This window comes from Ktedonobacter sp. SOSP1-85, assembly GCF_016587415.1.
In the GTDB taxonomy this organism is placed as follows: Bacteria; Chloroflexota; Ktedonobacteria; order Ktedonobacterales; family Ktedonobacteraceae; genus Ktedonobacter.
Genome location: NZ_BNJI01000003.1, coordinates 237,003 through 257,672, shown reverse-complemented (window position 1 = coordinate 257,672; position 20,670 = coordinate 237,003). Strand labels below are relative to the sequence as shown.

17 protein-coding genes and 2 pseudogenes are annotated in these 20,670 nt (G+C 55.7%); 11 read left to right on the top strand and 8 right to left on the bottom strand.

From position 1 onward, the window contains the following. Nucleotides 1–11 precede the first annotated feature (11 nt). Nucleotides 12–1,370, top strand: a complete 1,359-nt coding sequence (locus KTE_RS39145) for a cytochrome P450 (RefSeq protein ID WP_201391536.1) — start codon at nt 12–14, stop codon at nt 1,368–1,370. 36 nt (nt 1,371–1,406) lie between these two features. Here the strand turns inward: KTE_RS39145 and KTE_RS39140 are convergent, their stop codons facing one another. Both KTE_RS39140 and KTE_RS39135 read right to left on the bottom strand, forming a co-directional pair. Continuing rightward, complete coding sequence (locus tag KTE_RS39140; protein ID WP_201391534.1) at nt 1,407–2,771, bottom strand: M20/M25/M40 family metallo-hydrolase; 1,365 nt, start codon at nt 2,769–2,771, stop codon at nt 1,407–1,409. Between the two features lie 236 nt (nt 2,772–3,007). Next, complete coding sequence (locus KTE_RS39135) at nt 3,008–3,901, bottom strand: oxidoreductase (RefSeq protein WP_201391532.1); 894 nt, start codon at nt 3,899–3,901, stop codon at nt 3,008–3,010. 280 nt (nt 3,902–4,181) lie between these two features. On the opposite strand from KTE_RS39135, the gene KTE_RS39130 reads away from it, so the two are divergent. Further along, nucleotides 4,182–5,045 (top strand): helix-turn-helix transcriptional regulator, encoded by an 864-nt coding sequence (locus tag KTE_RS39130; protein ID WP_201391530.1) that lies wholly within the window; start codon nt 4,182–4,184, stop codon nt 5,043–5,045. Nucleotides 5,046–5,120: 75 nt separating this feature from the next. Here the strand turns inward: KTE_RS39130 and KTE_RS39125 are convergent, their stop codons facing one another. After that, nucleotides 5,121–5,720: a TetR/AcrR family transcriptional regulator gene (locus KTE_RS39125; protein WP_201391528.1), complete on the bottom strand. Its 600-nt coding sequence runs from the start codon at nt 5,718–5,720 to the stop codon at nt 5,121–5,123. A gap of 185 nt (nt 5,721–5,905) precedes the next feature. Here KTE_RS39125 and KTE_RS39120 point away from each other — a divergent pair, with 185 nt between their 5' ends. Then, on the top strand, nt 5,906–6,943 hold the full coding sequence (locus KTE_RS39120; RefSeq protein ID WP_201391527.1) for an aldo/keto reductase: 1,038 nt from the start codon (nt 5,906–5,908) through the stop codon (nt 6,941–6,943). Nucleotides 6,944–7,098: 155 nt separating this feature from the next. On the opposite strand, the gene KTE_RS39115 is transcribed toward KTE_RS39120, so the two are convergent. Next, nucleotides 7,099–8,499, bottom strand: a complete 1,401-nt coding sequence (locus KTE_RS39115; RefSeq protein WP_201391525.1) for an IS4 family transposase — start codon at nt 8,497–8,499, stop codon at nt 7,099–7,101. 253 nt (nt 8,500–8,752) lie between these two features. Between KTE_RS39115 and KTE_RS39110 the strand changes: the two genes are divergently transcribed. From KTE_RS39110 to KTE_RS39090, 4 genes and pseudogenes are all read left to right on the top strand, one after another. Next, nucleotides 8,753–10,120 (top strand): transposase, encoded by a 1,368-nt coding sequence (locus tag KTE_RS39110; RefSeq protein WP_236600931.1) that lies wholly within the window; start codon nt 8,753–8,755, stop codon nt 10,118–10,120. A 478-nt stretch (nt 10,121–10,598) separates the two neighbouring features. Beyond that, entirely contained in the window at nt 10,599–11,546 is a 948-nt protein-coding gene (locus tag KTE_RS39105) for a phosphotransferase family protein (RefSeq protein ID WP_201391523.1), read from the top strand. 552 nt (nt 11,547–12,098) lie between these two features. Beyond that, nucleotides 12,099–13,672 (top strand): annotated as a pseudogene (locus KTE_RS39100) (transposase). Between the two features lie 42 nt (nt 13,673–13,714). Then, a pseudogene (locus tag KTE_RS39090) lies at nt 13,715–14,476 on the top strand (TIGR03560 family F420-dependent LLM class oxidoreductase); the annotation flags it as partial. Nucleotides 14,477–14,556: 80 nt separating this feature from the next. Here KTE_RS39090 and KTE_RS39085 read toward each other — a convergent pair. Both KTE_RS39085 and KTE_RS39080 read right to left on the bottom strand, forming a co-directional pair. Further along, entirely contained in the window at nt 14,557–16,242 is a 1,686-nt protein-coding gene (locus KTE_RS39085; RefSeq protein WP_201391521.1) for a tetratricopeptide repeat protein, read from the bottom strand. 11 nt (nt 16,243–16,253) lie between these two features. Continuing rightward, nucleotides 16,254–17,363: an RNA polymerase sigma factor gene (locus KTE_RS39080; RefSeq protein ID WP_201391520.1), complete on the bottom strand. Its 1,110-nt coding sequence runs from the start codon at nt 17,361–17,363 to the stop codon at nt 16,254–16,256. Between the two features lie 340 nt (nt 17,364–17,703). Between KTE_RS39080 and KTE_RS39075 the strand changes: the two genes are divergently transcribed. Beyond that, complete coding sequence (locus KTE_RS39075) at nt 17,704–17,958, top strand: YciI family protein (protein ID WP_201391518.1); 255 nt, start codon at nt 17,704–17,706, stop codon at nt 17,956–17,958. Here the strand turns inward: KTE_RS39075 and KTE_RS39070 are convergent. Together KTE_RS39070 and KTE_RS39065 are read right to left on the bottom strand one after the other, a co-directional pair. Then, nucleotides 17,940–18,683: a transposase gene (locus KTE_RS39070; RefSeq protein ID WP_236600929.1), complete on the bottom strand. Its 744-nt coding sequence runs from the start codon at nt 18,681–18,683 to the stop codon at nt 17,940–17,942. The two genes, KTE_RS39075 and KTE_RS39070, sit on opposite strands and share 19 nt — an antisense overlap. Beyond that, nucleotides 18,680–19,225 (bottom strand): helix-turn-helix domain-containing protein, encoded by a 546-nt coding sequence (locus KTE_RS39065; RefSeq protein WP_236600928.1) that lies wholly within the window; start codon nt 19,223–19,225, stop codon nt 18,680–18,682. The genes KTE_RS39070 and KTE_RS39065 overlap by 4 nt, the downstream gene beginning before the upstream one ends. 151 nt (nt 19,226–19,376) lie before the next feature. On the opposite strand from KTE_RS39065, the gene KTE_RS39060 reads away from it, so the two are divergent. From KTE_RS39060 to KTE_RS48375, 3 genes are all read left to right on the top strand, one after another. Beyond that, the gene (locus KTE_RS39060; protein WP_201378361.1) at nt 19,377–19,928 is read left to right on the top strand and encodes a helix-turn-helix domain-containing protein; all 552 of its coding nucleotides are present in this window, start codon (nt 19,377–19,379) and stop codon (nt 19,926–19,928) included. Nucleotides 19,929–20,050: 122 nt separating this feature from the next. Continuing rightward, the gene (locus KTE_RS48380) at nt 20,051–20,398 is read left to right on the top strand and encodes a hypothetical protein (RefSeq protein ID WP_236600927.1); all 348 of its coding nucleotides are present in this window, start codon (nt 20,051–20,053) and stop codon (nt 20,396–20,398) included. Further along, a complete protein-coding gene (locus KTE_RS48375; RefSeq protein ID WP_307812056.1) occupies nt 20,326–20,667 on the top strand; it encodes a hypothetical protein in 342 nt (113 codons plus the stop codon). Before KTE_RS48380 ends, KTE_RS48375 begins: the two co-directional genes overlap by 73 nt. The last annotated feature ends 3 nt before the right edge of the window (nt 20,668–20,670 follow it).

Below are 20,670 nucleotides of genomic sequence, written 5' to 3'. Positions count from 1 at the left end.
GAGTAACAGCCATGGCACAAGACGTTATTAAAGCGCCTACAGAGCGCACAGTCCCGCGCTTGACGAGGCGCGAAGGTTTCTCTCTGATCATCAATAGCGATCCTCTCGGCATTCCATTGCGCCTGGCGCGCAAGTATGGGGATGTATTTTTTATGGAGGCGGGAGGCCAGAAGGTCTTTTTCCTCAATCATCCCGACGATGTCCGCGAACTCCTGGTTGTGCAGCACGAGAAGTTTTACAAGGGCGATGGCGTGATGCAGCTTGCGCGTATGCTTGGCCAGGGCCTGGTGACCAGCGAGGACCCTCTACACAAGCGACAGCGGCGCCTGGTGCAACCCGCGTTCCACCGCAAGCGCATCGCTGGCTATACCCAGGCTATGGTTGAGGCCGCGCAGGAGCAGGCGCGGAACTGGCGGGATGGCGCGACCGTGGATATGGTGGAAGAAATGATGGAGTTGACCCTCATCATTGTGGGTAAGACCCTATTTAATACCGACGTGGCGCGTGAGGCCGATACCGTACAGCAGGCCCTGGTGACCTCGATGGAGGCCTTTCGTAAACTGAGCATGTCGCCCCTTGGGGCGCTGGTGGAGCGCCTGCCACTTCCCATCAACGCTCGCTTGCGGCAGGCTCGCGAGCAGCTTGATGCGGTGGTCTATCGTATTATTGACGAGCATCGTAAGCAGGGGAACGACCAGGGAGACCTGCTCTCCATGCTGCTCCTGGCACAGGACGAAGATGGCTCGGTCATGACAGATCAGCAGTTGCGCGACGAGGTCATGACGCTCTTCCTGGCAGGCCACGAGACGACCTCCAACGCCCTGGCCTGGACCTGGTACCTCCTGGCGCAGCATCCCGAGTTTCTCGCCAGACTCCAGCAAGAAGTGGATAGCGTGCTGGCGGATCGGGCCGCAAGCATAGATGACCTTCCTCGCCTGCCTTATACAGAACAGGTCTTGATGGAATCGATGCGTATCTGCCCCCCCATCTGGGCCATCGACCGCAACGCCATCGAGGACGTCAACCTGCGCGGCATCTACATCCCCAAGGGCTCCAAGGTTGTGCTTAGCCAGTATGTTGTGCAGCATGACCCGCGCTTCTATCCCGAGCCAGAGCGATTTGATCCCGAGCGCTGGACGCCCGAGGCCAGGGCTGAGCGGCCCAAGTTTGCCTACTTCCCCTTTGGCGGAGGACCGCGCCTCTGCATCGGCGAATCCTTCGCCTGGACTGAGGGCATCCTGCTCCTCGCGACCCTGGCTCAGCGTTGGGAGGCCAGGCTCGCACCCGGCGCACACGTCGCCTTCCAGCCCGCCGTCACTCTGCGCCCCAAATACGGTCTTAAGATGACCCTCCATCGGCGGGCAGTATAACTATTACACAATAGAGAGATATCGCGATATTTCTCTTTAGGCGCTGATCTGTGTGATGACCCGCTGGAGCACGCGTAAGCCAAAGGTGACGTTTGCGACTGAGATACGCTCGTCATGTCCATGCGCCATCTGCTGTGGCGAGGGCCAGCCGGGCTCCGCCATCATTGGATCAAAGCCATAGGCGATGATCCCTCGTGGTACCAGGAAGCGTGAGTCCGTCATGGCTGGCAGCAGGTACGGTGAGACCAGAGCCTCTGGATCATGCATGCCGAGCGCATCACGAATAGCTGTGAACAGCTCCGTGTCTTGCTCGCATTCATGCCCATTGAAGGTGACGCCCTCAACCTCAACCGCGACATTGGGGTCGGCGATCCTCCGCCGTAGCTCTGCCACAAACATCTCTGGCGTCTGTCCCGGGAGTAAGCGCCCATCGAGGGTCGCCGTGGCCTCACCTGGAATAACATTAGAGGCATAGCCGGCCTGTAAGAGAGTTGGTGAAGCCGTATTATGCAACATGGCGCGTAGGGCATCGGCTATGTAGGTATCTAGTGTTCCTAGCAGTGACTCAGAGAGCAGCGGATTGAGTACCAGGGGGAGAAGGGATTGCTGTGGCTGTTTCTGCGTTTGGGCCAGGGTGGCGATTAAGGCGCGTGCCGTTGCGGTCACATGCAGTGGCAACGGAGCCAGCGAGACGCGGCGGACCGCGTTCGCCAGGCGCGAAATCGCGTTTCGCTGATGGGGAACAGAACCATGGCCAGGGTCGCCAGTAGCTCGCAAGTTAATAAGAGCACTGCCTTTTTCAGCGGTTGAGCAGACATAGATGCGCTTGCCACCAACCTCGACGGCAAAGCCACCTCCTTCATTGAGGGCATACTCGACATCTATAAGCTCGGGCGCATTTTTGACAATCCAGCCCATGCCGTATGTGCCGCCCTGCTCCTCATCTGCTACGGCCAGGAAAATCAGGTCGCGGCTGAGTGTCATCTCACCAGCCTTGGCCTGGCGGGTGGCGTGCAAAAAGAGCGTTAATTCCTTGGCCGTCAGGCTCTTCGTGTCCACGGTCCCGCGCCCGTAAATATACCCATTCTGGATGATACCCCCAAAGGGATCCACAGACCAGTGCTCGCGCTCAACAGGGACCACATCCACATGCGAGAGCAGCAGCAACGGGCGCTTTGTGCCATTTCCACGTATCCGCGCCCAGATATTTACCCGGCCAGGCGCGGCCTCGAGCACGTGGTACTCGACTCCTTCTGCTTCAAACTGGGAACGAATATATTCGATAGCCGTGCTCTCATTGCCGGGCGGATTCACCGTCTCGCAACGTAGCAATGCCTGTAGGTGTTTTACGGCTTCTGCAGCCAGCTTCTCTGTGCTATCAACAATATGTATGTCTCGCATATATACGCCCTTTCACTGTCAGCGGAGTCTCTAATAATACCAGCATGATCGCAAGCTAGCAGGCTCTTTAAAGGTGTTGGAGTTAGCAGTGTATCACAAAAGGATGACCTTTTCCTTTTTGGTCTCAGGGCAGGATGGCGACTTGTGCATTCTGCATACAGTAAACAGGCGAATACAGGCGAGCATCTTTTGTAGATGCTCGCCTGTATTCGCCTGTTGAAATGCTTTCGGTGATTTTATTTTATGCTTTCCTGGCTCGATTGTGGTAATCCAATGCCATGCGCCAGAGGATCTCCCTCAACGTCGTCGTAGTCGGTCGAGGTAATGAGGCGCTCCCAGCGCTCTGTCTCAGCGAGTTTAGCCTGGTCGACCAGGCGCGCTGTCTTAAAGGCGTCTCTTCCCAGGGGCAAACGAAGTGGTGGGTTAGCTTCATTCACAGTGGTAATGAGTGCCTGGGCAGCTTTGTCCGGGTCACCAGGCTCTTTGCCAGCGATTCCCGCCCTATAGGCCACCATTGGATCAAGGATACTCTTATAATCCTCGCTCGTCTCTATGAAGGTCATGGAAGCACCACCCCAATCTGTACGAAAACTGCCGGGCTCGACCAGGGTGACCTTAATCCCAAGGTGTTTGACCTCGCGCGAGAGGACTTCGGAGAAGCCTTCGACCGCCCATTTCGCGGTCTGGTAGGGACCCAGGCCTGCTGCGGTCGTGCGTCCTCCAATTGAGGAGACCTGGAGAAAGTGACCAGAGCGCTGCTGGCGCAGGACCGGGAGTGCGGCTCGCGTCACATTGATTACGCCCCACAAATTGGCTTCAAGTTGGGCGCGCCACTCTTCTTCGGAGGCATCCTCAATTGTTGTCACGTTAGCATATCCGGCATTGTTGACCACGACATCGAGCCGCCCAAAGGCTTCAATGGCGGTCGCGACCGCTGCGCGAGCCTGCTTGGGATTGGTGACGTCGAGAGCGATGGTACGCACCTGCTTACCATATTTTACTGCCAGGTTGCTGAGCTGCTCAGGCTTACGTGCGGTGGCAACCAGCTGGTCCCCGTGTTCCAACACAGCCTCAGCGAGGCTGCGGCCCAGGCCGCGTGAGCTCCCCGTAATCAACCAGACTTTTGACATATATAGTTCCTTTCTTGAAGAATCCGTGGAAGAAGCGAATGACCAATATCCCTTTGGATACTAAGCATTGTAGAGCCGAGGAATGATTGGAACCAGGAGCGTAGTTATCATATGTGTGAAAGTAACATGATATATTGTCTCTAGTACCAGCATCGTTTCTTAAAGAGTAAGGTGATGTGGTGTATAGCTGGGCTGGCAGAGCCAGCCCAGCTATACACCACATCACTAATCATGCGAGCCACGCAGTGGCGAGAAGTCACGAATAAGAGGGGTGAACCATATGAGAGACAATACAAAGAGGCGGGCCGAACTCGGCGATTTTCTACGCACACGGCGTGCGCGCTTGCAACCAGAGCATCTTGGACTACCGACGTTTGGCAGGCGCAGAACTCCGGGACTCAGGCGCGATGAAGTGGCCCAAATCGCTGGAGTTGGAGTCTCCTGGTATACCTGGCTGGAGCAAGGGCGAGATATCACCGTCTCTGAGCAGGTTGTTGAGCGACTCGCTGAAACGCTGCAACTTGAGAGTGAAGAGCGCCGGCATCTCTTTGTCCTCGCGCGTGGCATGGTTCCCGTCGTGGTCGAGCGGGCTGAAATTGTCCCCCCGCCACCCGGCACTCAAGCCGTACTTGATGCCCTGGGCATAACCCCCGCCATTCTGGTTGACCATCGTTTTAACCTGGTGGCCTGGAATGAAGGCGCCTGTCGCGTCTTTGGCGACTTCTCTGTGCTTGGGGAGAGAGAGCGAAATAGAATCTGGAACATGTTCACCAATCCCGCGACGCGCCAACTTTTTGTCGATTGGGAAGAGGCGGCTCAGCATGCCGTTATGCATTTGCGTTCTGCCTATGACCAGTACATTGGCGATGCCTGGTTTGAACAATTGTTGGCAGACTTACAGCGGGAAAGCCCTGAGTTCCGCACACTGTGGTCAAAGCATAATGTGCAAGCCTCTTGTGATCTTTATCACGAGAAGATTTTGAACCATCCGCAAGTTGGCCATCTCCACTTCTCAAGCAGCGTGTTTATAGTGCCGATTACTCCCCCACTCCACATGGTAACCTATACGCCATCCTCGCCAGAGACAGCAAGCAAGCTTGCGATAATGGGCGAAACCGGGCATGTTCACACGTTGGTGCGCTGAGTCGCATATGTACTTGCTTGATACAGGTAACGCCTGAGCCATCTGCATTTTTGGACGTTTGCTTTAGAGGCACCTTTACGCCAATTTTGTATCAGGCGCCAGATGAGCTATACCTTCCATTATGATTAGCAATACATCATCGGCTACTTTTTCCGCTGAGAGGCTGTTTTCCTCCTGATACCAGTGAACCGCCACTCCCAAAATCGTCCAGCTTACGACTCTGGCAATTGTCTCAGCTGGAACATGCCAGCGCGCCCCGGCATTCTTCTCTTGCTTTAACCATGTTAAGAGAAGGCTTGCTAATGCATCTTTGGTAGCACGTTCAATGAGTGGGTCAACAACCTCGGCTGGATCGCACTGACCATACTCGTCCTCGAAGTGTTCTAGCACGACTTTAACAAGGAGATGCAGTGTCTGTTTGTTCCAGTGCGGTTCTGGTGGAAGGCTATGCTGCAACAGCGCTTGAAACTGGTCATGGATAAGCTCTTCCAGTAAGGCATACTTGTCGGGGTAGTGAGCGTAAAAGGTTCCTCGGTTGACATTGGCCTGGTCAGCGATATTCTGAATGGTCATCGCCATAAAGCCCTTTTCCTTCATGATAGTAATGGCCGCCTGTCGTAATAGCTGATGTGTGCGCTGCACACGTCGTTCCATGCTCTTTGGTGGGGTAGCCATAGTCTATCCTCCTTTATCTGGGCGCATATGTAACTCAACAAGTCTCTCTGTTTGTTCCCTACCCGACAAAAACGCGAAATTGCTGATTGATTGTCGAGCTTTCAGGCTCTAGTATTATAGACAACTGTTACTCAGTAAACAACCGGTGATTAATGTTCAAAAGGGTAGAAAAAGGAGATAATGCAATGCAATACACGACTTTGGGGAGGACCGGGTTGGTCGTATCCAGGCTCACGTTAGGGACTATGACCTTTGGCGAAGGAGTTTCTCATGGCTTTGAGCATTCAGTGAATCAAGAGCGCGCAAACAGGATGGTCTCTCAGGCCATCGAAGCTGGTATTAACCTCTTCGATACCGCGAACAATTATGGCGGGGGGCGCGCCGAAGAGTTTCTTGGTCGTGCGCTTGGATCGCGGCGGAGCGACGTTATCATCGCTACGAAACTCGGGGCGCGTACCGGTCCAGCACTTACAGATGCAGGTCTGTCATATCGTCATGTTATCGCCTCGACAGAGGCCAGCCTCAAACGCCTGGGGACAGACTATATCGACCTTTTGCAACTTCACGTTCCTGATCCTCTGACGCCCTTTGAGGAGACAGCTCGTGCGCTAGATCACCTGATACAGCGCGGATTAGTACGCTATGTGGGGTATTCCAATCTCGGTGCTTGGCAGGCCGCGACCTTTCTGGCAACACAGCGCCAGCACGAGTATGCTCCCTTTGTTTCCGCACAGATGTACTACTCGCTTTTAGGGCGTGATATCGAGTATGGAGTGACGCCATTCTTACGCCATGAGGGCCTGGGCTTGTTAGTCTGGAGTCCGCTCGCTGGCGGGTTCCTGAGTGGGAAGTATACGAGAGAGCAGCCCAAAGTCAGCGATGGACGGCTGGCCTCATTTGACTATCTCTCTCTCCTCTCAATTGATCGTGAGAAGGGTTATACTGTTGTCGACAAACTACGTGACATCGCGGATTCTCATGGGGAAGCGACTCCTGCCCAGGTGGCCCTGGCTTGGTTGCTGGCAAAAATCTATGTCTCTTCGGTCATTATCGGCGCCAGCAAGCCAGAGCAATTTGCTGACAATCTGGCGGCGACCAACCTATCCCTTACAACAGAGGAAATAGAGTCTCTTGATAACCTTACCGAACCGAAGCCGCTCTACCCCTACAAATGGCAAGCAAGCGGAGGTGACCATATGGTGCGTCAGGCTTTGGATATGTGATAGGCGATGCTAAAGGATGTGGGGTGTATGTTGCGTGGCCCACATCCTGTACTCAGGGAGGTAGCTGGTAACCAAACACTTGAATAATTAGCCTGGACCATTTATCGAACCGGCCCGTAAAACCCCTGGCTTGAGCCCTGACACTTACACACAAATCATGAAGGATGGAGACGAGCGGCGAGATGAACGCCCTCCAAGACGTCCATGACCCGCATCCATCCTTTCCATAAGGTCTGCCATCCTGGTGGTCCATCACTCTTCCGGTCGAGGTAACCTCCCAGACGGGCAATCGCGCGCCACAAGTGCTCGGCCGTCACAATGTTGCGGTGACGGTGATCCAACAAGATCACGGCCTGGATAGCCTCTTGAGAAACCACATTCCCCGCAGGGATCTCGGTGGCTTGCTGTGCCGCTTGTCGTATCAGCAACAGGCGCAAGGCAATGGGAGTGAGGATGGCTAACAGGTTCCATTGGGCCTGCATGCTTTGCAGATTGTGCTGCTCCATCCGACAGCCAGTTTTGAGTGCCTTGTGGAAGTCCTCCAGTAGCCAACGCCAGCCATACCATTGCACCACCTCCCATGCCTCGCTTGGGCAAGTGATCGGCAGCGTGGTCAACACGATCCATTCTAACGGTTCTTGCCCTTCGGGTGGGGACGGTTCCCAAACCCGGACGACCCAGGCGACAATCTCCGTTTTGCGCAAACAGGCTCCGTTCACAGGTGGCTGGACTCGCACCTTTTGAAAATTCATCTGTAAGAGTGCTTCTCGCTTGGGCTGAGCATGCTGGGCAGGAATGTGCACCAGATGGGCATCTACGCCAGGGAGGGTACGAGCCAGGGCCTTGAGATGCCCTTCGTCGAGCCTTGCTTGCGCATCCCCTTGGGAAATCTCCACGTTACGATCCTGGGCCACTCGCAACACAAAATCATACTCTAGATCCTCACACGTCTGCCAAAACGTGTAGACATCGCTGCCGCTATCGCTTACATAGACCCATTGATGATGCTCAGGCACTCGCCCGATCTGCCGCACGCTCTCTTCCCAGACGTGGGATTCTCGCTCTCTCTTTTTGCGCTCCGCCTTGGTTTCCCCAACGGGAGCAAGCTGACGAATGAAGGGTGAGAGCGTCATACATCCTAAGATCTGCTGGTTGTGCGGATTCATTGCAAGCACGGTGTGTAAACTGAAGCCAATATCTTTTTTGCTGTTGCCCATCGGCCCTCGTCCTTTGAGTGCATGATGGGTCGAAAAGTCAAACTCGGTCGTGTCTGCCAGCAACAGGGTGCGCCAGTGTTGGGTTGCCTCGCCGTAGACCTGGCTCCAGTGGGGAGCCAGGATATCCTGATAGGTGATGGCGTCCAGATTCAGCAGGCGATAGGCCCCCTGCGTTTCGCCCCAGGTCTGCAACGCATGAGGCAAGGAACCCGATGGGGTTGTTGCCAACGCGCTGGAGACCTTGAGCAAACGATCTGTGCGTCGTGGATCCCCCAATTCTGCTGCTCCGAAGGTCTGGGCGGCCCATTCGTCGGCATGCTGCAAAGGTTCTTGTTCCATGAGCCTTCCTCCTTGGCTTTTTCACGCTTTTCTTTTCAGCACGCCAAAACTTGTGTGTAAGTGTCAGGCTTGAGCCATGGGGATACAAGGGCCGTTCCTTTTGGGAGTAGCCTGGGTGGAGGAGAAGCAGAGGAAAATGAAGGCTTGACAACAAAGCGAGGCTTCTGTATACTGCTTCTTGAAATCTTGTTCTATGTCTGTAAACATGTCTCAGCACTGAAATGAGCAGGAATGCCGTAAGAGGAGGGGACACATGGAAGGCGTGAATGACCCACCAAGACCGCACACCGACGAGGCGCCAGTGCGGATCAAAGCCTTTGTCTATCGCTTGTATCCCACTCGCAAACAAGAAAGCACTCTCCTGTGGACGCTTCGTCGCTGCAAAGAACTCTACAACGCCAGCCTCGAAGAACGCACTGCTGCCTACAGAATGGCTGGCGTCTCGGTCTCCTATGGCATGCAGGCCGACCAATTGCCTCAGGTCAAGCAAGAACGCCCCGAATACCAGGAGATTCATTCCCAGGTGCAGCAGGATGTGCTCCGACGCCTCGACAAAGCCATGAAGGCTTTCTTTCGTCGTGTCGCTGAGGATCAGACCCCAGGCTATCCTCGGTACAAATCCAATGCCCGCTATCGTTCCTTCACCTATCCGCAGAGTGGCTATACACTCATTGGTGCCCTCACCCCTCATGACAAAAAGGGCAAGAAAACCTCTCGATTGAAGCTTTCGAAGATTGGGTCTCTCAAGATGCTGATGCATCGATCCATCAAAGGGAGCATCAAAGTCTGCACGATCAAACGCGATGGAGATCGCTGGTATGCCGTCTTCAGCGTGGAGCAGGTCATCAGCAGCGCAACGCTGATGCATCCCTCCAACAAGGCGGTGGGGGTTGATGTGGGCATCACCTCCTATGCCACGCTCTCCACGGGGGAGCAGATCGCCAACCCTCGCATCTACCGTTGCACCGAGCAGCAGATCAAAGAGGCCCATCGTAGGCTCTCTCGGCGCAAGCGAGGCAGTCATCGACGCAGCCGGGCCAAGCGGGAATTGACACGACTCTATCGCAAGGTGCGCCACCGTCGGCAGGACTTCCTGCACCAAGCGTCTCGCCGCCTGGTCAATCAGTATGGGACCCTGGTGTTTGAGGCATTGCAGATCCCCAATATGACGGCAAGACCCAAGCCCAAGAAGGAGGAGGCCCCTGCAACGACAGAGGAAAGCGAAGGTGGCGCGACAGCAGCGACGGTGACGCACTATCTACCTAATGGAGCGGCTGCCAAGAGCGGCCTGAACAAAAGTATCCTTGACGCGGCCTGGGGCCGTTTCATCACGCTGTGTGCCTGCAAAGCGGAAGAGGCTGGCGGCCTGGTAGTGAAGGTGGCGCCCCAGCAGACGAGCCAGAAATGTAGTGGCTGCGGAGTTCTGGTCCCCAAAGATCTCTCGGTGCGATGGCATTCCTGCCCCACGTGTGGGACCGAGCTGGATCGCGATGAAAATGCCGCACGAAACATTCTGCGCCGCTATGAGACGCAAGGAGCCATTCCTGATCGCAAGAAAGGCAAACCCAGCAGGAAGGTGGGTCGGGGCGGGAAGCGTCCCACAGCGACTGGTATCCTCTGAGGAGGACGCTGGCCACTGTCGAAGCCCCCGCCGCAGAGGCGTGGGGTACTTCACACTAAAAAATGTTGTATATTGCTTTAAGTAGATGAAAGGTTTGTGCTCTGATGACCTGGACTTTAGCTTGCTAGTATCTCCACTAGCCCCATAGATTTCTCCATCTTCTCTTGCTCGCTTCCTTCGCGGGACCGGGTGTGTTGGCTGTTAGGCATGACGGTAACATTCCATGTGATCATTTGCGCCTGAACTGGCCAACGAACGAGCGCAGAAGGCTGATCGAGCCTGGAGGAAAGGCAGCTGGTGGTGGATGTTGAGCAAGAGATGCGGTTCAGGTTAGCGCGCATTGTGTCCTCCTTTCCTGTATACAGGCGCTTCCCCCTTTCTCACATCCCCTTACACGAAGTCCCCTTTGTATAATGTTGGATTCTTGCGCCTTTTTTTCCTCTGGGGAAGAGATGTACAGTGAAAAAGGAGATTTTTTATGTCCGATTTACGTCCAGTGGTCCCGACTGCACAGGTGCTCGCTCTTTTGAGCCAGCATTTTAGCGCGCCGATCCTTGATTTGACACCAGTCGAAGGCGGACAGGTGGCGCGTGTGTTCTCCTTCCGTGTGGAGAAGCAAGAGTATATCGTGCGCTTCAATCTGGACAATATGCTGGCCTCGAATTTTCCCAAAGAGGTGTATGTCGCACGCAAGCTGGCCGGGACTTCGCTGCCGATCGCGCCTATTCTGCACGTGGGGCGACTGGGTGATCTGCACTTCGCCATTTCGCGCAAGATGCCAGGGAAGATGCTACAAGAGCATACCCCTCAAGAGGTCCAGGCGCTCCTGCCGCAAATACTTGATCTTCTGGAGGCGGCGCACAGCGTCGACACCAGTGAGACACAAGGGTATGGCGGATTCGATTATAGAGGTAGAGGTTCAGATGCAAACTGGCACGCCAGTCTGTTGAAGGTTGCGGATGAAGAGGATGAGCGTGACTACTTTGGTAAATGGCACAGGCTATTCGACGAAACCTTTTTAGAGCGCGACCTCTTCGAGAAGCTCTACCAGCATATGCAAGAGTTGCTTGTCTTCTGCCCCGAGGAGCGCACTCTGCTTTTGGGAGCGTTCACCACGAGAAACCTGCTAGCGCAGGATGGTAAGATTACCGCCGTGCTGGATCTGCTCGATGCAAGTTATGGCGACAGGGTGTACGATATTGTCTCCCTAGATTTCTGGTGGCCTCCACTAGGAATCCGCGAAGCTTTTCTGGCATACCAGCGGCAGCGTGAGCGCGACTTGCCTTTCTATGCAGAACGCTTGCTTTGCTATGAATGCTATCAGGCCCTGATTGGCTTGCGCTTTTACGCCAAAGGCGGCAACGAAACAGGCTATCAGATGGCACGCGAGATCATTCAGAGAAAGCTTGCCGCGTCTGGCAGGTAACTGAAGGATTATCATGCAAAGCATAAGCTGAGAATCACGAAAGCGCTTGCGGTCTCCAGCAAAAGACGGATGTTGAAAAAGGTTCGATTTTTGCTGGAGACCTGTTTCTTCTGGTGTGGTTACAGAAAACCGGGCGAGAAAGCCCCGGTCATTGATGCCTGACACTTATACACAAATATGCGATCTTGAGAAAGAACACGGAAGCGATGCGCTGCAGGTGCCTCGTTTTTCCCCACACGAGAGGTGACACACTTTCGGTGAAAACGTCGCTTGTCTCGCCAAGCTGAAAGCACATCATTGTGCATCAAGGGGCGTTTTTTTCAACACCTTTCCCTCGCATCATGCTGAGGATCTTCTGCAAACTTTCAGATTTGTGTATAAGTGTCAGTCATTGATGCCGGGGATGAATCGCCCTTCATTTTTGGGAGGCTGGGATGGGAGGGAGCCGCTTATGATGCTCATTCTTCCTCATCGTTTCCCCTCTCCTCTTGACATACCGCTTTTTTGATATAGAATATGCTCATAGCATCAAAGGAAGGTCAATCAGCCCAGATGAAGCGAGCCAAGACGCCGACATTTCTCCTCGAATTGCCCCTCCAGGTTGATTGGAGCAGTGAACGACAGCTGCGTGCGCATCTGGAAGCCGCACGCTGTCTGTATAATGCGCTGCTCTCTGAAGGCAACACACGGCTCCAGCAGATGAGGAATGACCCCGCCTGGGCGCGTGCACGCGCCATCCCTCGCTCTAGGCGAGAGGAACGAGCACAGGCCTTCTCGCAGCTGCGCAAGAAGCATCACTTTTCCGAATACGAGCTGCATGCCTTCGCCAAAACGGCCCGCGTCTGTTGGCTTGCGGACCACATTGATGCCACCATGGCGCAAACCTTGGCCACGCGAGGCTATCAAGCCGTCAATCGCGTCTGTCTCGGCAAAGCCAAACGGGTACGTTTTCGAAGCAAAGGACGTGGCATCGATAGCGTGGAGGGCAAGCGCAACGACGTGGGGTTGCGCTTCGTCCTCCACCCCAACGCTGGGGATGGTGGGTTTCTCATCTGGAATCAGCAGGTCATTCCTGCCATCATCGACTGGTGTGACCCGGTGATCCAGCATGGGTTGCGTCACACGATCAAGTATGTGCGCTTGCTGCGTCGCAAAGCTCCCAGTCCACAGGCTCAGGGAGCCGACGCGTCAGGCAACCGCTATAGCGTGCAACTCATCTTAGAGGGGCACGCCTTCGTCAAGAAAACGCATGAGAAGATGGGCTCGGAGACCATTGGCCTCGATATCGGCCCCCAGACGCTCGCCATCGTCCCGTGTGAGGGGAACGCCCAGTTGGTGACCTTCTGTGAGCAACTCGCTCCCAATGCCCGCAAGAAGCGACGCCTCCAGCGCAAAATGGAGCGGCAACGCCGCGCGAACAATCCCGAGCACTATGATGAGTTGGGACGCATCAAGAAACATGGCAAGAAGCGCTTGCGGTGGAAAGAGAGTCAGCGGTACAAGAACACGCGCAGGCAGCATGCCACTGCGGAGAGAAACCTGGCCGCCCACCGCAAGAGCCTGCATAGCAAGCTTGCCCACGACATCGTCAAGGTGGGGAACACGATCACCCTAGAAAAAACCTCGTTTGCGGCCTGGCAGAAGCAGTATGGGAGAAGCATCGGACTTCGCGCTCCAGGGATGTTTGTAGCGCATCTGGCCCGCATAGTTGCAAAAACTGGCGGCACCCTGAGCGAAGTTTCTGCCTTCAAGACCAAATTGAGTCAATATTGTCATGGCTGTGGAGCCTACGTCAAGAAGCCCAGATCGCAGCGCTGGCACCGCTGCCCTTGCGGTTGTGGACCGGTGCAACGCGATCTGTACTCGGCCTTCTTGCTGGCTCACCTGCAACGCGAACAAACCATCCCCTCTGTCATCCAGTCGGACTGGGAAGGTGCGGAGCCGCGCCTGCAAGCCGTGATGGAGGGTCTGCAACAACGTGCGAATGAAGGGCATGTCTTGCCCGAAGCATGGGCGTGGTGGCTTCTGGCAAAGCTGCCCGTGCCAGAGCGCGTCGGCTCGAAAGTCCTGCCTATCCCCACCAAGAGCCGCTCTCCCTTTCGGGGGAGAACGGAAGCGTTGGGTGAGCAACAGGAACCCCCGCGCATTCATGCCGGGGAGGTCTCAGATTCGAGTGCTGGACAGCGGCGGCAGCGCTGGCGCGCGATACCAAACGCATTCGCATCGGCCAGATGGTAACATGCAATGGCTATCGCAATCCCGCATTGCTGGCCAAGATGGCCAGCACATTGGATGTGCTCTCACATGGGCGCCTAAACTTTGGCATTGGATCTGGCTGGTATGAGCATGAGTATCGCGCCTATGGCTATGAGTATCCCGATGCGCCCGAGCGGCTGCGCTATGTGCGCGAGGCGGTGCAGGTGATTCTTGCCATGTGGACCCAGGAAGAGGCGCATTTCGAAGGCAAATACTACCAGGTGCGTGGGGCCATCAATCAGCCCAAAGGTGTACAAAAGCCGCACATTCCATTGCTGATTGGCGGGGATGGCGAGAAGGTCACGCTGAAGATGGTGGCACAGTATGCAGATGCCTGCAATGTCGGCAACGATCTCGCGACGATTAGGCAGAAATTTGATGTGCTTAAAGCACACTGTGAAGCGGTTGGGCGCGACTATGAGAGTATCCGCCGTACCACTACCACCTTCTGCTCGATTGGCGCGACCGATGAAGAGGCGCTAGAGAAGATTCCACCTGTTGTGCGGGCCAACTTTGGCGACCGCATCGACGTTGCCCTGATCGGTAGCCCTGATACGATTCGCCAGCGTCTGAAGGCGTATGAGGATGCCGGAGTGCAGGAACTGGTGATACGCTTCTTTGATATGCCACAATTGGAGGGCATACGCATGTTTGCCAGGGCATTTATCGACTAATGGGGGATTCGTGTTTGTGCATGAATTCTAGGTGTGGACCGACGCTACTAAAGCACGCGTCGGCCACTTTCTGTATGTTCCTACAGTTCGGCCAAAATGGCTTCTAGGGCCGGGTCTCGGTTGGCGCGATAGTCGTGTGAGGTGAACTCGGCGCGGATATGGGGTGCGATCCACAGGCGCCCATCGAGGGCGAAGGTCCCCTGCCAGAAGCGATTAGAGACGTTCACCTCCAGGCCACTGTACGGAAGGCTGAACGGATTGCCTTCGCCCACGAACTGGGGGCGCGAGCCGCTGCATTCGCCAACAAAGGTGACCTCGGTATGTGTGTCGAGCTGGTTGATAAAGTGTTGGGCTGCGGAGAAGGTATGGCGACCGATAAGCGCGAAGAGGCTCCCCCGCCGGTTAACCTTGCGATTCTGAATGATACCGTGCAGGAGCGGTCGATAGGTGGTCAGGTCGCCACCCCCATTGCGGCGCAGATCGAGCACGAGCGCCCGCACCTCGTAGTCCTCGATAAAGGCGAAGAGGCGCTCGCTAAAGGCTGCCAGCGATTCTTCTTTCATATTCTGGACTCCGTTGTACTGACAGTACACGATCTGCTGATCCTCAAGATACTCAAACCAGTAGAGCTCGCTCTGCTTGAGCCATAATGGCCTGGGTAGCGCTCCATCACACATACTGACCCAATTCTCCGGCTCGACAGATAGCCATACAAACCAGGGCGGTATATCCGCATCCTTATGCAGGCGCACATTGAAAGGCTCTTTCATCTCCTGTTGTAACTGCACATCAAGATATCCTCGACTCTCAGAGATTCCGAGCGCGTGCGCGATGGCGGGACAGGATAGCAAGAGCGGACCCTGGCGTTTGATCTGCATGATGTTGTCATTGAAGACCAGGGGCTTGATACGCTCTAGCGCCTCTTCCGCCGTGACCGAGCCAATACGCAGCACACGCGCTCCCACAGTCTCTTTATATTCCTGCTTCGCCCCGCGTACAAAGAGGCCATCCTCGAACAGGTAAAACATGACTGGTGCATAGTCGAACAGACCCTTCTGCTCCGCCAGATATCCCTGCTCGACGCCAAAGGGAAAGAGATTGGTATGTCCATCACCTGCCAGGGCCACAATCCGCATCAACTCGACCACAATCTCGTGGTCCTCCAGCGTGGGGATACGTTGGTCCAGGTCCGCTATGGCTGCCTGCCATACTTCGCGTGAGAGCGGGGTTTCGCGTCCAAAGAGATCATAGTGACCCTGCTCCATGCGCCTGGCCATGTAGGCTAAATCAGCGCGCCAGCCGGTAATACGGTCAAGGGTAGAAGAAAGCCGGGGAGCGAAAAGCGAGGCAAAGCGCTCATTAGAGCGCAATGGCTCCCACAGGTTATCGCCCTCCAACTCTGGTAGCAAGCGGAATGAGATGCGCAAGGTCTTCTCTAACCAGGACACAGCCTCCTCGCCTCTTCCCTGGCGCATCAAGGTGGACGCGAGATGATACTCTGTGGCCCCCGACCAGCGGTTGCCACACTCAATCGCCTTTTGATACGCAGCTATGGCCTGCTCATACTCCTGAGCCTCTTCAGAGTATCTGCCCAATATATGCCACAGGTCGCCATGGAAGGGATTCTCTTCCATGTAGCTGGCGAGCAGGGCGATGGTTTCAGTCTCTTCTCCCCGCTGGATATGTTGCCTGACCCGTTCCAGTAACTGGGATGGCAACATAGGGCTGTAGATGGTCAGGGTCAAGAGTTGTAGCTCTGGTAACATGGGTTCTCCTTTTACGTGTAATTTTTGATCAAGTGTAGGATCTCGTAGGTATCGGCTGCCAGAATCACATCCAGCCGCGCTCTAGTGCCGAGGTTCTCAAAGCTGGCCACGATCGCTATACGTCCATCTATTTCAATCATGCGTTCAGGCAGCAGGTGAATGCGTTGCTGGGTCTTCCAGAGTTCGCGCGCCTCTGGCAGGCTGAGCGAGAGCGAGGCCACGGTTTCGCGTTGAAAAAAATGGCAAGCTGGGCAGCGCATGTAAAGGTAGTGATCATTGGGTTCGATGACGATAGGTGTCAGGCGCCCACAGCCGACACAGGGCGCGCTTTTTTGCGCCAGGCGCTGCTCATAGTAGCCATTAATAAACTGTAGTAGGCGTGTCATAGAGCGCGCATAGCTCTTGATGCCCTGGGGGAAGGTGTTAAAGATGGCGCTGCTAGGATCGGGATTACAGCGACTGCAAGTGAAGTAGAGCGCGTTCTCCGGGGCCGCCGCTTTCCAGTGCGAGGTACCACAGAAGGGACACCAGAGGCGCAACTCCTGCCAGGTGAATGTATGGGGGGTGACCAGGTAGGTCTCCAGTTCCTGACTCAGATGCGTGGTGAGCACCTGGCGAAAGGCATCTCGACCACGCTGCAAGCGCTTAAAGGCCGCGGGAACAGTGATGCTATGCTGGCCCGCAATCTCACTTATGGGCCGCTCCTCGACATAGTGTGCGACCAACAAGGCGCGTGTCTCGGCGGGGAGCAGGGCCAGTGCCTGGTCTAGAAGGTGGATCAGCTCCTTCTGCTCCAGGTCTTGCTCCAGATTGAAATCATCGGCCAGTTGCTCCTCCAGTTCGGGCTGTTCTTCGTCCTGCTCTGGATTGGCTGAAACCAATATATGCGCTCTATCGCGTTGCTGGGTCCTCAGCCAGCGCAGGCACATATTGCGTGCAATGCCAAAGAGCCACTGGCGCGCCCGGTTCTGATCACGTAGCTGCTGTTGTGAGCGCCACGCCTCCAAATAGGTCATCTGCGCCAGATCTTCAGCGGCATCTGGGCTGCCAGTGGTTCTGGCGCAGAAGCGCACAAGGCTCTCGCGCTCCTTATAAAGCAATGTGTAAACATCGGCTGCCATACTTTGCTCCCTTCAGTGTATCCTTCTACTAGTATGTCGCATATTGGCGAGCAAAGTGGACGCAAAAGTATGGGAACATGATGAGGAAACTTTACATCACTCGGAAGAACATGGAAATAGTTCTGATATTCCTCCTCCTTAGGGGAAGTGGCTCTTGTAAATTTGCAAAGAATGGCACTTTTGGAATAGTCATCCTTTGGCTATAGTATAGGGAGGCGGGATACGCAATATGCATAAATGGTAACGAAAGCGTTGTTATCTCTATTGTTGGTAAGTCGCATAATGTCTAATTTTATTAAGGATGTGGTTTGATAGCGCAACTAATGAGAAAGGACGCAGAATGAAAAACACATTCATCATCCTTTGGGGGCCTGGTCCTGCCTGGGTTCCGGGCAAGACCGTACGTGAACAGCCTTATTGGGACCAACATGCCGCCTTTATGGACCCGCTCTTTGGAAACGGAATGGTGGTACTGGGTGGTCCCTTCGCCGATGCAACGGGATCATTGGTGGTTGTTGAAGCAGAGAATGAGCACGAAGTGACTGCTTTGTTTGCGCAAGACCCATTTCTAGTGGGTCACCCGACAATTGAGTAGCCATGAACGACAGCTGCCCCAGAGCCGCCGAGTCGGCGCAGTCGTGCACGCTCACGTCGGCGACGGCGCTTGCCATTCCACACAAAGGGAGTTGGATGTTTATTCCAGCCAGCTACGGTTTGCTCCAACCAGTCAATGATGTGCTGGGCCGTCTGGGGATGCTGCCCAGCGAGAGCGCGGCGCACAATGATGCGTTGCAGCGACTCGGCCATGTTGAGCCAGGAACCACCAATGGGCGTGTAAAGGGGCAGAATACCGTGTTGTAGCAGCCAACGCACCATGTCATAGCTCAGATGCCCCTTGAGATTGTCCCAGATCAAGATGAGACGCAAGGCCGGAGCAGGTTTGGGACGTTCGTAGGACCACCACCAATGCTGCCAGGTCCGCATCAGCGGATGATCATCGGGCAAAGGATGACGCACCACAGGCGGATTCGTCTCTAGGTGCTCAAGCAGCGGTTGCAGGTGTTCTTTGAGCCAGGGATGCAGTACGGCATTGGGAGATGAGAGGACACCTGTGGCCTGCACCTCGCCGGTGCGAGGGCGAAAGAGGGTGAGCAGTTTGGCCGTGCCTCCGCGCACGTATTCGTGGGGCTGCAAGAGTGGCTTGCCCTCTGGATGCCAGTTCTCCCCTGGCTGGGGAATCGCTTGATACGGTCCTGCTTCATCCTGGCACCACAGGGGCAAGCCGGCAGCCTCCGCGTGCTCGTAGGCCAATTCGATCAAGGTTTTTTTTCTTGCGCCTTGGGGTCCTCGACCTTCACCGTTCCCGCTTTGCGTACCCGCAACGCCGTCCCCGTCGGACACCATGTGCGCGTCTTGCCAAAGGCATAGCCTGACTCATGGAGCACTTCCCCAATGGTGGTGGCACCGATTTGTGGCAGGGCGTCTTTGCGCAAGGCCCGCTCTAAGGTTTCCAAAGACCAGGTCGCCGTTCCGTCTTTCTCCCGATCAGGCTTTCGTTGGACCTCGGCCATGATGCGTGCGCGTTGTTCACTGGTATACGTCTGTTTGCGGCCTCGCCCCGGCGCAATCAGCAGGGCAGCCAACCCCTGCTGATTGAAACGCTTGACCAATTGGCTGATGCTATCTCCACTCTTGAATCCGACCTCCTGGGCTGCCTTGGTATACGGCCTGCCTGCTCTGACTGCCAGTAATGCTTTGGCCCGCTTTACCACATCCACCCGTTCACTCGTGGCTTTCGCGGTTCGCTGCAAGACTCGTCCCTCTTCTGCAGTGAAGGCTCGCAGTGGATCTACTCGTCTCATGCTCAGTTCCCCCTTGATCTTGAGTGTACCCCCTTTCCTTCTTGATGGCAAGCTAATTGCCGGGTGACCCACTAGTGGGTCAGCTAGCGATGAAGTAACAGTTAGGAACGCGGGAGTGGTAGAATAGGGGAGAGAAAGAAGGAACACGTCCATGGCCCAACTCCAGAAACATCCTCTGCGTGCTTTCAACACACAGGAAGAGCGTGAATTGCGTCGCATCGTCAAAGCGAGTAGTGAACGGATCGACGTGGCGCGACGAGCCAAAGCATTGCTGGCCGTAGCGGCCAAGCAGTCCTTTGCGCAGGCGGCAGGTGTGGCCGGTTTCAAGGAGGCGCGCAGCGTAGGGAAGCTGGTCAGACGCTTCAATGAGCACGGCCTGGCAGCGCTCTCGATTGCGGCAGGTCGAGGCGGCAAGCCGACCTACACGTGTGAGCAGCAGGCACGCATCCTGGCTGAGGTGCAGCGGGTGCCGGATCGGAAAGCCGACCAGACAGCGACGTGGTCGCTCTCACTGCTGCGCAAAGCGCTACGAGCCACCGATCTGCCCCACATTGCCAACGAAACCATTCGCCAGGTGCTTCATAATTCCGGCTACAGCTATCAACGCACGCGCACCTGGTGCCGCACCGGCTACGCGCTGCGCAAGCGCAAAAGCGGGACGGTGACCGTCTATGATATGGAAACGCCGGAAAAAAAAGACTGATTGACCTCGCCTACGAGCACGCTGAAGCGGCAGGGATTGCCCAGCTCAATGAAGATGAGGCCGGCCCGTATCAGGCGATCCCCCAGCCTGGGGCGTCGTGGCAACCGGAAGGCCACCCGGCCTTGCACCCCCATGAATACGAGCGTGGGGGCACCGCCAAACTGCTCACGCTCTTTCGGCCCGCTACTGGTCTTCTGCGCGCCAAAGGCGTCCTGTCAGCGCCCAATGCCGTGTTGCATCCCTGGCTGAAAGGGGAATTGACCGAAGTGCTCGCCGAGATTGAAAAGAAACAGCCCGCTGAGAGCCTGCCCCCGAAGCGGAGCGCCCGCTGTATGCGCAGTGGGAAACGTGGCTGGGTCATCCTTCCCGCAACCCCTCCCTGCCACCATTACGCATCGTGCTGGTCCTGGATAATCTGGCAGGGCACCTGTCCTGTGATCTGGTGCAGTGGTTCTTTGAGCATGGCGTGATGCCGCTCTACACACCCATCGGCGGCTCCTGGTTGAACATGGCGGAATCGGTGCAACGCATCATTGTCCCGCGCGCTCTGGCCGGGCAGCACCCCAAGAATGCACAAGAAGTGATCGGCTGGTTAGAACAGACGGTGGCAGGCTGGAATGCCGATCCCACTCCCTTTGTCTGGAATGGCAAGCGTCGCAGACGGCGCGAACGCGCTCGTCTGCGACGGTTAGCTGGATCGGGAGCTGCAGTAGCAAAAGGGTATTCAATTGGCAGTTGACCC